The following is a 17339-nucleotide window of genomic DNA, read 5'->3' as shown; positions in this document are numbered from 1 at the left end:
ACTTGAATAATTTAGAGGAAGTGGATAGTGATTAGTTTAGAGGAACCAAGTCTAAAGTAAGTGGTCAGTTATAATTAATATGTTGTTCAAGGGCAGCCAATATTTGTTGCTTATCTATTTCTAGCTCACCATAAGGTGCGTAGTATTGTTCTGCGCCTTGATGAGTAAATAATGTTGCTTTTGGCGTATCCGTAATAAATACCCCACAGGATTCAAGCCAGCCCGGTGATTGCTTAAGTTGCTCTGGCGTGAGTCGAAACTCATCGTTTTTGAATATTAAATACATATTGACTTGCCTATCCCCCAAATGTTGGAACACTGATGTCGTACTAATATGTTTTTCGACTGATAATTTTTGGCAAAAGTCTTGGATTAATAAGGTTTGTTCCTGCCAGTCAACTTTTGCGCTATCCATTTCAATGCATAGCGTTGGTAAAAACCAATCCACCCATTTATATTTTTCATTGTCAGAGGGCAATGTTTTTTGCTGTAACAGCGGTAACTTCACATCATGCGGAATAAATTGAAAATGAGGGGTATTTTCGTCACTACTACACTCTAGCGAATTTTGTACTAAGAGATCTTTTATTTGACCAAAATGAGTCAGGTATTCCACCATAGGAATAAAATACTTAGCTTCATTTAAAAAATTATTGCCCTGACGTATTTGGGATTCTTGCTTGTATACCTGATCATTATAGGTTTGCAGGTCAAGGATAGGCTGTTTATTAAAGTATAAGGCACAATCATCACGCGTTTTACTCTGTAATAACGTGTTTTTCTGTTGCTGTTCTTGTGCTCTATGGATTGTAAAATCAGGGGTTATAACTTTCTGACCAAGAAAATAAGGTTTGGTTGGCTGTTGTTCAATAAATGGTTGGCCATTTAGCTCAATCTTTTTTAATTGTGACTGTTGATCACGAAAGTAAAAACGAACAATGGTATCTAGCTGAGTACATTTATCAGTATAGCTTTGGCATGTATTATCTATTCCCCATTGGTCGAACAGGCGCTGTTTTGGCGATTGAAACACTTTTTCAGCAAAGCGTAAGCTTGCTTGGTCGCCGAGTAACGATATCATATAGGGGGACATCTCTGTCGATTTATGGCTCCCCGCTAATGGATGTGTCATTTTTTCTATACTACTCGAACTGCTTCCGGGTACAGCATCTAATTGAATATATTCACTAGAAGGTCTCTCAATGGAGAGTCTAGCCGTGTATGGCTGGGTATTATCTGGGGGAAGACTTGTAAACTGGGCAATCATCGTACGGTAATCATGGTTCATCATATTAATGTATTTCCTATATTACATCATTGGGTCGGCTGAGGGCTTGACTTGCATTAGCCATCCGAGAGCATGTCGTTGAGTAAGCGGTGACTGGCAAAATGTTGTAATAAAGGGCGCTGTTGGGCTTCAATTTTATGGAATAGCGCTTGGTTGTTACGTTGAAGCTCAGAGTCTGATTTTAAATCTTCAATCATATAATAAGTAAATAATGCTAATACCTGATGAGTCTCAGGGTATGTCGCTCGTTTATCAAACTGGCTGATATATTCTTCCGCTAGTGCCGCTCGGCTTTCATATAAGGCAATTTGTTTTGGCTCGGTATTGGATATCGTCAGGGATTGAACCACATCTTGGTAAAACTGCTGAATATCTTTGGCCAACTGAATAATATGTTGATTCGCTATTAAGTGATCGGCGGGATCGTGAAACGTTATATTAGGTAGGTCACGTAGGAGCGGTTTTGTAAAAGCTTCTTTAGTGCGCTCTCTTAGCTGTGTTCTTGCGGGAAACGCTTTATTTTCAGAACAGTCAGGTTTCAGTTCTGCATTTTGGTCGTAATTCATTAGCAAAGGGACTATCGCGAGAACCGTTTTTTGTTGCTCAGTTAATGGGTGGTCAAGTTTCAGTTTGGGAATTTTATCTAATACTTCGGGTAAATTATCATAGGTTGACACTTGTTTATTAAATAATGATTGATTAGTGACTTGTATGCCTTGTTCACTGAATTTAGCAACAGTAATGTTATCTAAAGGGACGAAATGCTGATGTTGAATGCTTTGTTTGACTTGTGCGTTTAAGGTCTCTTTCTCCTCCCTTAACTTGTCAATAAATTCGTTGGGGTCAGTATCAATGAATCCACCTAATACAAAGCGTTGTAGTGATGTCAGGTGTGGTGCACTCGCAAGCTCTTGTATTGAAAGAAAAGGTTGGCAGCGTTCTGTACCATGAAATGTCATCAATTCAGCATCTCGTGATTGGGTTTCATTTTGACCGCTAGCAGAACGGTGGTGGACAATCATTTCAGTGCGAATGCCAGTTTCAATCGGTGTTGTATTATTGGGGTTGCGAATAACAGTATAGTGCGCACCTGGAACATGGCTAAACTCATGCTGTAGGTTGTCCATTGTTGGGAATTTGGTGGCGGCTTCGTTTTTCGTAAAGCGGATTGTACTTTCTGTATCATATGGAAATGCGGCTAAGCATTGTTCGGTATTTGCTTCAAGGCTATTTGCAGTGCGCGTGGTGATCAGCTTAAATTCAGCAGCATAATTACTATTATCAAAGTGATACATCCACTCGCGGTATTTGCCATCGTCTTTACTTGCAGGGTTGAACATAAAACGAAAGTTAGAAACGGCAGGAATATCACCTAACTGATAGGCTGCTTTGAATATTTGAAGTGGGGTTAATTTAGCATTAAGGCAGCGGGGGTCTGTAATGGCGGTTTTGATGTTTTGGGTAGCAAAGTCGAGTTTTTTGTAGTCATCCTTACAGACGGCATGTTCCTTCATTTTTTCGTCATAGAATTCCTTGAATAGGGCATAGCTTTTCTTATCAACTTCACAAGCAGACACGCCATACATCCCCCATTCTTTGGCCATTATATTCAGCTCACCTTTTACCTCATCATCAATGAGCGAGAGTAAAGCGGCTCGGAGTTGTGCGGTATCAGTTGATCTTGTGAGTTGTTGGTATTGGTTTTTTTCAACTTGACTTAATTCAGAGATAGCTTTGAATCTATTGGGCTGTGTAATAACAGTATTATATTGGCTAAGAATTAATTTCGTGAAATTTGGGTTTGTAGTTAAGCTTGAATTACCCGTTAAATTAATACCTTGAATTAATTCTGAAAGGTTAACGTGAACCATCCTGTTTGCTAGAAGAGAACCATTTTTTTTTAAGGTATCTAATATTGATGGGGCTGTTTGATGAAACTGGATTTCACGGTTTTTCAATGAAACTAATTGATAAGCCGTATTTGTATGGTTATCAATAAAAAAATTCTTAATACCATCATCAGTATCTGCCTGCGCTAATGTAATAATATAGTCAGTATTGGCATGTAGTAAGTGAGTGTTGTTAATATTTGGCATTTTGTCCTCAATGGGTATTGTGAATAGGAGGACATTGTCTATTAGCGGAAAAGCTATTTCTTTCGAAAAGGCAGAACAAATTTTCTGTAATCAGATTCTGATCTGATACAGGAAATAGTGTGAGTAAAATAAAAGTTGTACAGTCTGCATATCATACTCGTTATATTTTAGAGTCTCTAACACTATTCCCAAGGGGTTATTTTTTATAAGTCATAAGTGCCAAGTATATTGTGGCCAGTTATATTCCGTAGCAGCTTGTTGCAAACGAGAGTCACCGTTGACGATAAAGGTTTCGTCAGCAAATTGGCACATTGGCAGGTCATTAGCTGAGTCAGTATAGAAATAAATGTAGGCATCAGTAATTGGCTGGTGGCGAACCCAAGCTAACAGGCGTTTGACTTTGCCCTCTTTAAAGGTTGGAACGCCGTCGATCTCTCTGGTGTAGCAGCCATCTTTTTGTTTGATATCGATCCCCATTGCGACATCTGCATTTAATTGATCTGCAATTTTTTTCACGATAAAGGCCACCGTTGCGGAGATCACAATAATTGGCAAACCTTTTGCTCGATAATTTGCGATCGTTCTAATCGCTTCAGGGTAGATCCGCGGTAAAATCACGGTTTGTACAAAATCGTCCAACCAGATATCTACTTGCTCAACTTTTACATTGGCGAGAGTTTGTAGGTTAAAGCGTAAGTAAGTTGGCATATCTAATGTGCCTGCATTATATTGCGCCATCATGGCTTTATCTGCTTCTACAAATTGTGGGTCGCGGATAATTTGCTTATCCCACAGATATTGTGTCCACAGTACGCTGCTATCTCCTTGAATTAAGGTATCATCCAAGTCGAAAATGGCTAATTGGTTTTGCATTATATTCCTATCTAATTATTAGCTAAGTGCGCGAATTTCGTTTTTATTAAACATTAATTCAAGGTGAGTACCTGGCTCGAATAAACGCTCTGATGAGCGATTGAGTAAATCGACAGTCATGACCCCGACAGGCGTATTTACATTATAACGAATAATATTCCCCAGTAATTGGTGATCTACAATAATAGCATCAACAGGGTGCGATATATGTTCACCGTATTGACGACCCGATTCTTTGACATAAATCGACTCAGGTCGAATCGCGAGTAACCCTTGCAAGTTAAGGCCTAGTATTGCATTTGCTTTTTCCGAATCAACAAGGTTGTAATGACCCATAAAGCGCGCAACAAACTCGTTAGCTGGCTGAGTATAAATATTTTCTGCGCTATCACTTTGTACTATTTGCCCTTTATTCATCAGAAAAATTCGGTCTGACATGATCATGGCTTCATCTTGATCGTGGGTAACAAAAATGGTGGTTAAACCTAATTCACGCTGAATATGGCGAATTTGTTGGCGTAAACGCTTACGAATACGTGCATCAAGTGCAGATAATGGCTCATCAAGTAACAAAATTTGTGGCTTCATGACCAAGGCTCTCGCTAAGGCAACGCGTTGGCGCTGACCTCCAGATAATTGATGTGGATATTGCTGTTCTTTGCCTTGTAATTCCACCATTTCAATTACCTCAGCAACGGCTTTGACTCTATCGTTACTATCGACCTTACGCATTTTTAAACCAAACGAAATATTTTCAGCCACAGTCATATTGGGGAATAAAGCATAACTTTGAAATACCATTCCGACACCACGCTGTTGTGCAGCTTGTTGTGTAACATTTTTACGATTAATGTAAAGTTCACCATGGTTGAGCTGTTCAAGCCCTGCAATGCAACGTAACAGTGTCGACTTCCCGCAGCCACTAGGCCCTAATAAAGTAATAAACTCGCCTTTTTCAATCGTAAATTGGATATCAGAAAATACATTGTTTGAACCAAAGGACTTCGTTAAATTATCAGCAATAACATAACTCATCATTCATCTCCTGAACGATTTAACCGCATTGCTAACCATGTCAGCAATAATGTAAACAGAAAATAAGACATCACGAGTGCAGAAGTGAAATGCCCACTCGTTTGGCGCATATTGAAAAGGTAGATTTGCAAGGTTTCATAGCGTGTTCCCACCAAAATATTGGCAAACACAAACTCACCCATTAAAAAAGAAAATGAAATTAATAATGAAACCAACATACCTTTACGAATATTAGGTAGCACTATCATCATGAACGCTTTAAAACTACTGGCACCAAGTAAATGAGCCGCATCCATTAAGTCATGTAAATGAATACCTTGGAAGCTATTGGCGAGTGCCCGATACATAAAAGGTAAAGTGATAGTGAAATAGGTACCAATGAGGACCCACGGTGTGCCGACTATCATAAATGGCTCATCTGCAAAAATTTGCAGTAAACCGACAGAGGACACCACGGGAGGAATAGCAAAAGGTAAAATGACCAATAAATCCATTAAACCTTTGAGTTTTGGAAAACGATAAAATACCGCGAAAGTCATCGGTAAAATGACTAGCGTACTTACTAGCAATGTGCCAAAACAAATAATGAGTGAGCGACCAAACGCCATTAAAAAGCGCGGGTCTTGCCACAATTGCAGATACCATTTTATGGATAGAGCATCGGGTAGCACCGTTGCGCCCCATGAACTGGCAATTGAGTAAAGAAAAGTCGCTAATATAGGTAGGGCTAGTAGACTAGCAACACTAATTAATATCAGTTTATGAACCCACATTTTGGAATGGGGATTATGTATGTTAGCAGAGCCAATAGCAGAGTTACTTTGCATGGTAGCTCCGTTTTATTAACCAGTGATGGATTGCAGTAATGAACCCCAAAATAGTAATAAGCAACATAGATAATGCAGCGGCCATATTGGGTTCTAAGAACAAATCGCCAGAGACTAAACTGGCGATACGAATAGTCACAAGGTTGTAATTACCACTTGTCAGTGCATAAGTACTGGCATATGCCCCCATCGCGTTCGCAATCAAAATAATAAATGTGCCAAGTAAAGCGGGAGAAAGCACCGGAATCGCAACTTTTAGCCAGTATGTTAGCTTACTGGCGCCCATCGTTTTTGCGGCATCTTCCCATTCAGGTTTTAAAGCATCAAATGCAGGATAAAGTAATAAAATACCTAATGGGATTTGGAAATAGATATACAGCAGCATCAAGCCACTCGCACTGTAAATATTGAAGTCTTCAATAATCCCCCATGCTTTAAGTTGTAGAGTGATAGCGCCATTAAATCCCAGAATAATAATAAAGGCGAAGGCAAGTGGGACACCACTAAAGTTACTTGCCATAGTGGTGAAAGAAATCATAATCCGGCGTACTTTTCCCTGCATTTTATAGATGGAAAAGGCGGTTATACTGGCGATAAATAAGCCTATCACGCTACAAATGACAGAAAGCCATAAGGTATTTTCGAAAGCTTGCAGATAAAAGTCATTACTAAAAGCTTCGAGATAGTTACCTAGTGACCAAGTTTCTTCATAAATAAAACTATTCACTAGTACCCAAACCATAGGGGCTATCTGGAATAAGCAAAATAGTATGATAAATGGCAGTAGCAATAGTGAGGCATGCCAATGAAAACGAGATAATCGTTTTTTTAACATGGCTATTTTTCCCTGTTGTTGGTTAGCCTGCTCACAGGGGGCGATAATATCAGCCATGATTTTCTCCTTGTAATAGGGATTCACAAACTGATTTATCGATAGGGTCCACGCCAAGTAAACGGCAAACAGTGCCACAGATGGCAGTTTGTTCTATATCACAAGGTTGGTGTGAAAATTTTGAACCAATAACAAACAGTGGTACTGAGCATTCTTCTGGTAACGTGCCACCATGGCTGCGGTCGTTATTCATACCATGATCGCTAGTAATGAGGATTTGATAACCGTGCTTGATCCACTCGGGAATATAATTTGACAGGATGATATCCGCATGACGTGCTGCATTGCGATATTGAGAAGAATCAAAACCAAATTTATGCCCAGTATCATCAATATTCATTGGATGAATTAATAAAAAATCAGGGGAAAATTGGTTGCGAAGATACTCGGCATCCATAAATAAGTGGTCATCAGGGTAATGGTCTGCTTGGTAAAAACAGCCATATTGAATAGGTAGCAATTCATTTTGAGTAAAGCGGTCACGAACAGCAACGAATGGTGCTCGGTTATATAGTTCACTAACCCAGTAATAAGCTGCTGCTGCCGTAGTTTTACCAGCAAGACGAGCGAGGGAGAAAATACTATCGAAATTTGATAACCGTACGATATCATTATTCACAATACCGCTTTTAACGGGGGGAACTCCCGTTAAAATACATTCGTACAGTGGGCGGGACATTGAAGGGAGTTCGCATTCCAACTTGTATAGTGTTGCGCTGTCGGCTTTGATAAGACCATTGAGATAGCCCATGCAATGATGGGCTACTGAATAATTTAAACCGTCTAGGACAACAAGTATGACTTTATCAGACATCAGACTTTTATTCCTAAAATCAAATGATTAGATTACTGCTGGTGGATTAGCACTTGCTGTTGCCACATTTTCGGTAAATTGCGAGAGGATTTTTCCCAACCATCAGCATCTTTGATTGGCTGAACATTTTTGTATTGTTCTTCTGGTAGTAACTTAGCTTGAATATCTGCTGGTAAAGTTAGATATTGTGCGCGAATTGGGCGAGCGTAGCCTTCGGCAAGGTTAATTTGCCCTTTATCACTGAAAATAAACTCACGGGCTAGTTTTGCTGCATTTGGGTTTTTCGCGTATTTATTAATAATAGTGGTGTAGCCGGAAATCACAGAACCATCAGATGGGATCACGACAGTAAAGCGATCGCGGTTGATCTGATCACGATAATTCAAGGCATTAAAGTCCCACAAGATCCCAACTTCGACTTCACCTTTTTCAATATTAGCTACGGTTGGGTCATTAACGGATAGACGTTTTTGTTTTGCCAGTTCGGCAAAAAATTCAATGGCAGGTTTTAGGTTATTTTCGTTACCACCACGAGCAAATGCAGCAGCTAGAACGGCATTATTTGCTTGTGCAGCAATCCCGACATCACCAACGGTGACTTTATATTTACCTTTTAGCAAATCATCCCAGCTCTTTGGTGCATCTTTGACTAACTCATTGTTAATCATAAAAGCGATGGAGCCGGTATAGGCCAACGCCCAATGACCATCTTTATCTTTTGCCCAATCGGGGATCTGTGACCAAGTAGTTGGTTTATAGGGTTGGGTGACCCCTTTTAACACCGCAACTGGCCCAAAAGTTGCGCCCACATCACCGATATCGGCAGTGGCATTATTTTTCTCAGCAGCAAATTTCGCTATTTCTTGCGCCGAGCTCATATCGGTATCTTGGTGTTTTAAACCATATTGAGAAGCTAAATCCTGCCAAGTGCCTTTCCAATTTGCCCAAGTATCAGGCATGCCTACACTATAAACTTGGCCTTCTTTTTTCGCGGCATTGATTAATTCTGTTAGGTTAGCATCTGAGGCAAATGCCACGCTGGAGGTTGTTAGTGATAGGAAAATTGCCGGTACAATTGCTTTCATCTTTGTTCTCACTCTTGAGGAGCCGTATTGGTTACCTAGCATCCTAATTTTAACAGGTGACAGACAGTTGACCTTTTTGTGACACTTTTTAGACATTTTATGGAATGGTTCGTCTAAAAAGTGTCAAAATTAGTGATGAAAAAAGATGAAACAAACGTTTGAATGACATTCTTTAAAAGAAGTGTATTGTGTGAATAATTGTCTCGTTTTTATCAATATACAAATTAACGAAAGATACTAAAAATGGATAAATTAACATTAGTAGGAACAGAAAGTGGCTGGTGGTTCGTCTGTTTCGCTGGTCGCTTATGGCTACCTCGTGGGGATATTCCTAGAGGAACGGCTAAGGACTATTCATTAATTGGAAAAATAGCGACACCAATTGGTGAGTGGCAAGGTGAAATTGTTTGGTTAATTGCGGAAAAAATGCCATCGGATATGGCCTCTCCACGCTTAGTCGCTTCCCAAGATGAGGGGTTATTTCGTTTAGCCGGACGCGGGGTGCAACTCGCTGAATTTTATCGCTCACATCGTTATTGTGGATATTGTGGTACCGCGATGCGCCATAGTAGCACCGAATGGGCGTGCTTATGCGACCATTGCCATGAGCGATATTACCCACAAATTGCGCCTTGCATTATTGTCGGGATCCGCCGTGATGATCATATTCTCTTAGCCCAGCACCGACGACACTCACAAAACCCATTATTTACTGTACTTGCTGGTTTTGTTGAGGTGGGAGAAACATTAGAAGAAGCTGTAGCCCGCGAAGTCATGGAAGAAAGTAATATAAAGATAAAAAACATTCGTTATGTATCTTCGCAGCCATGGCCTTTTCCTCATTCATTAATGATGGGGTTTTTAGCAGATTATGAAAGTGGTGAAATCCAAGTTGATCCAAAAGAATTAGTGAGTGCAAATTGGTATCATTACAATGAATTACCGCTTATCCCTCCGGGGGATACAATTGCAAGGCGCTTGATTGAAGACACGGTAGCGCTATGCCGCCAACAGGAATATGAAATAAGTAAATAGTACTGCGCTGATAATGTTACTTTTTACATGTTACAATAGGTATATTCGCTTTTAGCCATTTGCGGCGGCCACTTATAATAATGGAGTAAATAATGACTGAGTTAAAAAATGACCGCTATCTACGTGCTTTGCTACGTCAGCCTGTAGATGTAACCCCTGTATGGATGATGCGTCAAGCGGGGCGTTACCTGCCTGAATATAAAGCAACACGTGCTGAAGCTGGTGATTTTATTGCTTTGTGTAAGAACACAGAGTTGGCTTGTGAAGTTACGTTACAACCATTACGTCGTTTTCCATTAGACGCGGCTATTTTATTTTCTGATATTTTAACAATCCCCGATGCTATGGGGCTTGGCCTTTATTTTGAAACTGGCGAAGGCCCTCGTTTTCACAAGCCCATTACTTGTGCGGCAGATGTGAAAAATATTCCTATTCCTGACCCTGAGATGGAACTAGGTTATGTGATGGACGCAGTACGTGCCATCCGTAAAGCCCTCGAAGGTAATGTACCTCTAATTGGTTTTTCAGGAAGCCCTTGGACATTGGCGACCTATATGGTGGAAGGTGGTAGCAGCAAAGCCTTTACCAAAATCAAAAAAATGATGTATGAAGATCCAAATACGTTACATTTATTATTGGATAAACTGGCGGACAGCGTCATTTTATACCTTAATGCGCAAATTCGAGCTGGTGCGCAATCTATCATGATTTTTGATACTTGGGGTGGGGTGCTCACTAAGCGTGATTATTTGCAGTTCTCCCTAAACTATATGCAAAAAATTATTGATGGGTTGATCAGGGAAAACGATGGTCGCCGTGTGCCTGTTACCTTATTTACCAAAGGTGGCGGTCAATGGTTAGAAGAAATGGCGGCAACAGGCTGCGATGCTTTAGGGCTAGATTGGACAACTGAAATTGCCGATGCTCGTCGCCGTGTCGGTGATAAGGTCGCTCTGCAAGGAAATATGGACCCATCAATGCTCTATGCTCCCCCTGCTCGTATAGAAGAAGAGGTGAAAAATATACTTGCAGGCTTTGGCCAAGGTGAGGGTCATGTATTCAACTTAGGTCATGGCATCCATCAAGATGTTCTACCTGAGCACGCTGGTGCTTTTGTGGACGCAGTTCACCGTTTTTCTCGCCAATACCATCAGTAATTATCATTTATTGATGTTCTTGATTTGTGGTGTATTTATTGAACCTTGTAAGTACACCATTATCATCTATGATTAAGAATAATTAAGTTCGATAAGCATTGGACGCATTATGGTTCTAGATACTCAATCATTACGACAACAACAAACTGACCAAGCTTCACAAATTATTTTGCATGATGAAATGTTGCATCCAAAATGGGTTGGTGGGGCAGATGTAGGTTTTGAGCAACAAGGCACAGTCACGAGAGCCGTCATTGTTGTTTTATCGTGGCCACAATTAGAATTGGTTGAGTACCAAATAGCGCGAGTCCCTACCCAATTGCCTTATATCCCGGGGTTACTTTCATTTCGGGAAGTACCTGGGTTAATGGCGGCTTGGGGAAAAATACAGCACAAACCTGAATTAGTCTTAGTTGACGGCCAAGGGATTGCGCATCCTCGGCGTTTTGGTGTTGCTTGTCACTTTGGCTTACAAGCAAATGTGGCAACAATTGGTGTCGCCAAAAGCCGTTTATGTGGTGATGATGTTGTATTAGGTGAAGAGCCTGAAAGTTGTTGCCCATTAATGATGGGTGAAAATCAATTAGGTTGGGTATTACGTAGCAAGAAACGCTGCAAACCCTTGTATGTTTCGCCAGGTCATAAGATAGGTTTTTCATCATCATTAACATGGGTTAAGCAGTGTCTAAGAGGATATAAATTGCCGGAACCAACCCGTTTTGCTGATGGAATTGCATCAAATCGAACGTTTTTTAAGCGAATGAATGAGAAAATCAGCTAATTATCAGCAAAATATGTGGCATTGACAGATTTTCAGGTAAACTGCGAAGTATTAAGATTGATGAGTCAGAAATTATGTTAAGAAATCCCATTCATTTGAGGTTGGAAAAATTAGAAAGCTGGCAGCATGTCACATTTATGGCAAGCTTATGCGAAAGAATGTATCCCAACTTTCAAATGTTTTGTCAGCAAACTGAATTTGCAGATGCCAAAGTGTACCGCTCTATTCTCGATATAGTATGGGAAACATTGGTTATCAAAGATAGCAAAGTTAATTTCGACAATCAGTTAGAAAAATTAGAAGAAATTATCCCTACAGCCGATGATTTCGATATGTATGGTGTATATCCAGCTATTGATGCCTGTATTGCATTAGGGGAAATCATTCACTCAAAATTGAGTGGTGAAACACTCGAACATGCAATATTGGTTAGCGAAGCATCCATTCGTACAGTTGCCATGCTCGAAATGACTCAAGCAGGGCGGGAAATGACAGAAGAAGAACTCAAAGACATACCTGCTATAGAAGAAGAGTGGGATATCCAGTGGGACATTTTCCGTTTACTGGCAGCTTGTGAAGAGCGCGACTTAGAGTTAATTAAAGGATTAAAATCTGACCTCCGTGAAGCGGGGGTGAGCAATATAGGTATTACTTTAAGCTAATATTCATGTTTTCATTATCGAAAACGTGACTTAGCGCAGTAATGCTGAGTACTAAGGCTTCACATTTGCCCCGACTCTGGTCTACATTTAGGGGCAAGAAGAAGTGGCTATCGGGGGCGTGTATCAGGGGCTGTCAATTTGGCATATCCGACGCACTCGATGCTTTGCAAACGATAAACACACTGTGTAAGGATAATTTATGAATAAGACTGAATTAGTTGATGCTATCGCAGAATCAGCGGACCTGACCAAAGTTCAGGCAAAAGCAGCATTAGAATCTACTTTAAATGCTATTTCAGAAACGCTGAAAAAAGGCGAGCAAGTCCAACTGGTCGGTTTCGGTACTTTTAAAGTTAGCCATCGTGCAGCTCGTACTGGTCGCAACCCACAAACTAAAGCAGAAATCCAAATTCCTGCAACAACTGTACCTGCTTTCTCTGCCGGTAAAGCATTGAAAGAAGCAGTAAAATAAGTACATTGTACAGACGAATTGCCAGAAGGGGTAAACAACTACCCCTTTTGCTTATTCAAAAAGGGTTGCTGGTATTGGGAGTCATCTCAATACTAAGCGCCTGCTCTTCTAATGCGCCAAAACTCCCTGAATTTAGCGCAAGTGGTTTTATTGCTGATGATGGCGTCATTCGTATGTGGCGGCTCAACGATGCAAAAAGCCAACCTCTTGTCTTAATGGTCGTTTATAGTCCTTATAAAGGTACGGGGACTTCCGTTAATTTCTTTGAATATCGCTCAGGTGCTCTCTGGCAGATCCGCAGCCAAGTTCTAAACCAACAAAGTGGCGATATCATGGAACAATTACGCTTTAATAAAAATGATGAAGTTATTTTTATGCAGCGTGTCCAGCAAAATAGTAAAACCCCACTTTCAACAGATGAGATTGCGCGTTGGCGTTTTGAGGCTGAACGTATTCTTGAAACTAATACCGCTTTGATTGTTGGCGATGTAAAACTTTATCAAGGGCATTGGCAGCAAGGGAAGGTGACAACTTGTGAAGGGGAGGTTCGGGATGTAACTTTCGAACCCTATGCACAAAATTGGATAGAAAGTCGTGCAAAAATTTGGCACTCACAATTAAATTTAGCGTGGTTAGAGTCGCCAGAGGGGACACAGCTTTTGATGGTAGCGGATACTGATTTTTGCCGCTGGCAACCTTCTAGAGATAGTTTATAAATAACCGCTCGTCGTTTTTCGAACCACTGCTGCATTGCTACGTTCGTTCACCCTAGTCACATACTTATGTATGCTCCTAGAGATTCTCTCTCTTGCAGCTTTGCTGTGATTCGAAATACTTAGAGCCATTGGCGGTGTGAAGGTAAAAGGCAAAAACAAGTTCAAAAAATAAAAAGATAAAAAGAAAGATAAGCAATAAAAAAGCTGATAAAAGTTTCCTCTTATCAGCTTATGGTCTTTTGTTTCTATTATTTGTTCTATTACTTAATACGGGCGATAGCGCGGTAGCCAATATCGCTACGATAGAAGCTATCATTCCAGTGAATGTTTTTAGCTGTTTCGTATGCTTTTGTTTGGGCTTTTTCAATATCATCACCCAGTGCGGTAACACATAATACACGGCCACCGGCAGTAACCACTTCGCCTTCTTTCATGCGAGTACCTGCATGGAATACCTTGCTATCAGCTGCTTCACTGGTTGGCAATCCAGAAATTATATCGCCATTGCGGTAATCACCTGGGTAACCGCCGGCAGCAATCACAACACCTAAAGCCGGGCGCTCATCCCATAATGAATCTTTGCCTGCCAGTTCACCTTTTGCACCCGCTAAGCATAGAGCGACTAAGTCTGACTGTAAACGCATCATAATAGGTTGAGTTTCAGGGTCACCAAAGCGGCAGTTAAATTCAATCACTTTGGGGTTTCCTGCTTTATCAATCATTAAACCTGCATATAGAAAACCTTGATAGCGGTTTCCTTCTTTATCCATACCTTTAACTGTTGGGTAAATAACTTGTTCCATAACGCGCTGATGTACTTGGTCAGTAACAACAGGAGCCGGGGAATAAGCGCCCATTCCGCCTGTATTTGGGCCAGTATCGCCGTCACCTACACGCTTGTGGTCTTGGCTTGTTGCCATTGGGATGACATTTTCACCATCGACCATTACGATAAAGCTAGCTTCTTCACCATCAAGAAACTCTTCAATTACGATCCGATGCCCTGCATCACCAAACGCATTGCCAGCCAACATATCATGTACTGCATCTTTAGCTTCTTGCAGAGTCATCGCAACAATAACGCCTTTGCCTGCCGCAAGCCCATCCGCTTTAATCACGATTGGCGCACCAACTTTATCTAAGTAAGCCAAAGCGGGTTCTATTTCAGTAAAGTTCTCATATGCTGCGGTTGGAATATGATGACGAGCTAAAAAGTCTTTAGTAAACGCCTTAGAGCCTTCAAGTTGGGCAGCACCTTGAGTTGGACCAAAAATAGTTAGCCCAGCTTGTGTAAATGTATCAACAACACCAATAACTAAAGGAGCCTCAGGACCTACAATGGTTAAATCGATTTGATTATCTTTCGCAAATTGTAGTAATCCATCAATATCAGTAGCAGAAATATTAACGTTCTCAATAGCTGGTTCTAATGCGGTACCTGCATTACCCGGTGCCACATAGACTTTATCGGCTAGAGGAGACTGAGCCGCTTTCCACGCTAAAGCATGTTCACGACCACCGCCACCAATAATTAATATATTCATTATTAAACTCCTAATAACTAGTGACGGAAATGACGCATATTTGTGAAAATCATTGCGATGCCATGTTCATTTGCAGCATCAATGACTTCATTATCGCGAATCGACCCGCCAGGTTGGATCACACAAGTCACTCCAACAGCGGCAGCGGCATCAATACCATCACGGAATGGGAAGAATGCGTCAGATGCCATTGCACAACCTGCAACTTCTAAGCCTTCATCGGCAGCTTTGATCCCAGCAATTTTTGCTGAGTATACTCGGCTCATTTGACCAGCACCGATTCCCACTGTCATGTCATTTTTGGCATAAACGATGGCGTTTGATTTCACAAACTTAGCGACTTTCCAGCAGAATAAGGCATCTTTTAATTCACGCTCAGTTGGTTGGCGCTTTGTGACTATGCGTAACTCTTCGGCTTCAACCATACCTAAATCGCGGTCTTGGACTAATAAACCACCGTTGACACGTTTAAAATCTAAGCCAGCAACAGGTTTACTCCATTCGCCACATTCAAGTACGCGTACATTTTGTTTGGTTTCAAGAATTGGCAGTGCATCCTTAGCAATCGAAGGCGCGATAATCACCTCAACGAATTGGCGCTCAATAATTGCCTGTGCAGTTTCTTTATCTAATGGGCGGTTAAAAGCGATGATACCGCCAAAAGCAGAAGTTGGGTCAGTTTTAAACGCTTTGTCATAAGCGGTGTGAATATTATTGCCAATTGCGACACCACAAGGATTAGCATGCTTAACGATCACACACGCAGGCTCATCAAATGACTTAACGCACTCAAGGGCTGCATCAGTATCAGCAATATTATTATAAGAGAGTGCTTTACCTTGAATTTGTTGTGCAGTCGCGATAGACGCTTCTTTTGGGCTTTCTTCTATATAGAACGCCGCATCTTGATGACTATTTTCCCCATAACGCATATCTTGTTTTTTGATGAAATTTAGATTCAATGTGCGAGGGAAACGGCCAGAAGGTTGTGTGGTATCACCATAATAAGGGGCAACTAATTCACCGAAGTAATTAGCAATCATACTGTCATAAGCAGCTGTATGCTCAAATGCTTTGATAGCAAGGTCAAAGCGTGTTGACCAATTAAGGGAGTTTTCGTGACCATCCATTTCATCAATAATGGTTTGGTAATCATTACTATTTACCACAATTGCAACGTCTTTATGGTTTTTTGCTGCGGAGCGTACCATTGTTGGACCACCGATATCGATGTTCTCAACAGCATCTTCAAGTGTGCAGTTTGGTTTTGCTACTGTTTGAGCAAAAGGATATAAATTCACAACTACCATGTCGATAGGTGCAATATCATGGGATTGCATGATGGCATCATCAGTACCACGGCGACCTAAGATCCCTCCGTGCACTTTTGGGTGCAATGTTTTTACCCGACCATCCATCATTTCAGGGAACCCTGTGTAATCTGACACTTCAGTTACTTTAAGTCCTGATTCAGCTAGTAACTTTGCAGTACCACCAGTAGATAGAAGCTCAACACCACGTTGAGATAGCGCCTTAGCGAATTCAACAACCCCTGTTTTATCAGACACACTAAGCAGGGCACGACGAATAGGACGAAGCAGTTGCATGAGATAGATCCCTTGGATTTGAATAAATAAGGCAATAACAATATCTAATTAGCGAAAAGCCAGAGTGCTCTTCTTATATACCTATTTATAAAAGCAGTGCGGAATTTGCAAGCTTCTTCAATAGCAATATATAAGTCACTAACAATTTCAGAACATAAAAATAAAATCAATGCTGAAATTTCGCGCTAATTGTAACGCAAACGTTTGCGTAATGCGCGATAAATTTTAAATTATTTTTAGCCTGTGGATAATTTCGTGGATAACTCAGTATAAGTGGGGGTTTTGCTGTGGAATGCAGCAGTTGAACTAAAAATGCCAAAAAATCTTAAAAAAAAGGTTGCGAGATTTCTGAGACCCCCTATAATGCGCATCCACTGACCGGGAACAAGACAACGCAAAGCGCGATGAACACTGAAACGGCAGCGAGAGATTCTGAAAAGAAAAAGCAAAAAATT

The 17339-nt window shown here is 40.9% G+C and carries 16 protein-coding genes; 6 read left to right on the top strand and 10 right to left on the bottom strand.

Going from position 1 to position 17339, the window contains the following annotated elements; all coding sequences use genetic code 11:
• Positions 1-64 precede the first annotated feature (64 nt).
• The 8 genes from M1F14_RS01240 to M1F14_RS01205 form a co-directional block, all read right to left on the bottom strand.
• Positions 65-1291: a hypothetical protein gene (locus M1F14_RS01240; protein ID WP_181469022.1), complete on the bottom strand. Its 1227-nt coding sequence runs from the start codon at positions 1289-1291 to the stop codon at positions 65-67.
• A 53-nt stretch (positions 1292-1344) separates the two neighbouring features.
• Positions 1345-3384, bottom strand: coding sequence for a hypothetical protein (locus M1F14_RS01235; RefSeq protein ID WP_181469024.1), 2040 nt, complete (start codon positions 3382-3384; stop codon positions 1345-1347).
• A 210-nt stretch (positions 3385-3594) separates the two neighbouring features.
• Complete coding sequence (locus M1F14_RS01230; protein ID WP_042849027.1) at positions 3595-4257, bottom strand: HAD family phosphatase; 663 nt, start codon at positions 4255-4257, stop codon at positions 3595-3597.
• An 18-nt stretch (positions 4258-4275) separates the two neighbouring features.
• A complete protein-coding gene (locus M1F14_RS01225) occupies positions 4276-5292 on the bottom strand; it encodes an ABC transporter ATP-binding protein (RefSeq protein WP_042849026.1) in 1017 nt (338 codons plus the stop codon).
• Positions 5292-6065: an ABC transporter permease gene (locus M1F14_RS01220; protein WP_094301225.1), complete on the bottom strand. Its 774-nt coding sequence runs from the start codon at positions 6063-6065 to the stop codon at positions 5292-5294. Before M1F14_RS01220 ends, M1F14_RS01225 begins: the two co-directional genes overlap by 1 nt.
• A 43-nt stretch (positions 6066-6108) precedes the next feature.
• Positions 6109-7011, bottom strand: coding sequence for an ABC transporter permease subunit (locus M1F14_RS01215; protein WP_042849023.1), 903 nt, complete (start codon positions 7009-7011; stop codon positions 6109-6111).
• Positions 7004-7825 carry an alkaline phosphatase family protein gene (locus M1F14_RS01210; RefSeq protein WP_042849022.1) on the bottom strand — a complete coding sequence of 274 codons (822 nt, stop codon included), beginning with the start codon at positions 7823-7825 and terminating at the stop codon, positions 7004-7006. The genes M1F14_RS01215 and M1F14_RS01210 overlap by 8 nt, the downstream gene beginning before the upstream one ends.
• Positions 7826-7857: 32 nt before the next feature.
• On the bottom strand, positions 7858-8910 hold the full coding sequence (locus M1F14_RS01205) for an ABC transporter substrate-binding protein (protein WP_042849021.1): 1053 nt from the start codon (positions 8908-8910) through the stop codon (positions 7858-7860).
• A 243-nt stretch (positions 8911-9153) separates the two neighbouring features.
• Between M1F14_RS01205 and nudC the strand changes: the two genes are divergently transcribed.
• The 6 genes from nudC to M1F14_RS01175 all read left to right on the top strand — a co-directional run bounded on the left by nudC (position 9154) and on the right by M1F14_RS01175 (position 13733).
• Positions 9154-9945 carry an NAD(+) diphosphatase gene (gene nudC / locus M1F14_RS01200; RefSeq protein ID WP_042849020.1) on the top strand — a complete coding sequence of 264 codons (792 nt, stop codon included), beginning with the start codon at positions 9154-9156 and terminating at the stop codon, positions 9943-9945.
• A 92-nt stretch (positions 9946-10037) separates the two neighbouring features.
• Positions 10038-11102 carry a uroporphyrinogen decarboxylase gene (gene hemE / locus M1F14_RS01195; protein WP_181469026.1) on the top strand — a complete coding sequence of 355 codons (1065 nt, stop codon included), beginning with the start codon at positions 10038-10040 and terminating at the stop codon, positions 11100-11102.
• Between the two features lie 109 nt (positions 11103-11211).
• Positions 11212-11883 (top strand): deoxyribonuclease V, encoded by a 672-nt coding sequence (gene nfi, locus M1F14_RS01190; RefSeq protein ID WP_048605386.1) that lies wholly within the window; start codon positions 11212-11214, stop codon positions 11881-11883.
• Positions 11884-11957: 74 nt separating this feature from the next.
• A complete protein-coding gene (locus tag M1F14_RS01185) occupies positions 11958-12545 on the top strand; it encodes a YjaG family protein (protein WP_042849016.1) in 588 nt (195 codons plus the stop codon).
• Positions 12546-12744: 199 nt separating this feature from the next.
• Complete coding sequence (locus M1F14_RS01180; protein WP_004264522.1) at positions 12745-13017, top strand: HU family DNA-binding protein; 273 nt, start codon at positions 12745-12747, stop codon at positions 13015-13017.
• A gap of 74 nt (positions 13018-13091) precedes the next feature.
• Complete coding sequence (locus M1F14_RS01175; RefSeq protein ID WP_306804129.1) at positions 13092-13733, top strand: DUF1481 domain-containing protein; 642 nt, start codon at positions 13092-13094, stop codon at positions 13731-13733.
• Positions 13734-13993: 260 nt separating this feature from the next.
• On the opposite strand, the gene purD is transcribed toward M1F14_RS01175, so the two are convergent.
• Together purD and purH are read right to left on the bottom strand one after the other, a co-directional pair.
• Entirely contained in the window at positions 13994-15277 is a 1284-nt protein-coding gene (gene purD, locus M1F14_RS01170; RefSeq protein WP_042849014.1) for a phosphoribosylamine--glycine ligase, read from the bottom strand.
• A gap of 17 nt (positions 15278-15294) precedes the next feature.
• Positions 15295-16884 (bottom strand): bifunctional phosphoribosylaminoimidazolecarboxamide formyltransferase/IMP cyclohydrolase, encoded by a 1590-nt coding sequence (purH, locus tag M1F14_RS01165; RefSeq protein WP_042849013.1) that lies wholly within the window; start codon positions 16882-16884, stop codon positions 15295-15297.
• Positions 16885-17339: the final 455 nt, after the last annotated feature.

The organism is Providencia sp. PROV003, from assembly GCF_045040775.1.
In the GTDB taxonomy this organism is placed as follows: domain Bacteria; phylum Pseudomonadota; class Gammaproteobacteria; order Enterobacterales; family Enterobacteriaceae; genus Providencia; species Providencia huashanensis.
Note: the sequence above shows the minus strand (reverse complement) of the source record. Positions and strands in the feature narration are given on the sequence as shown.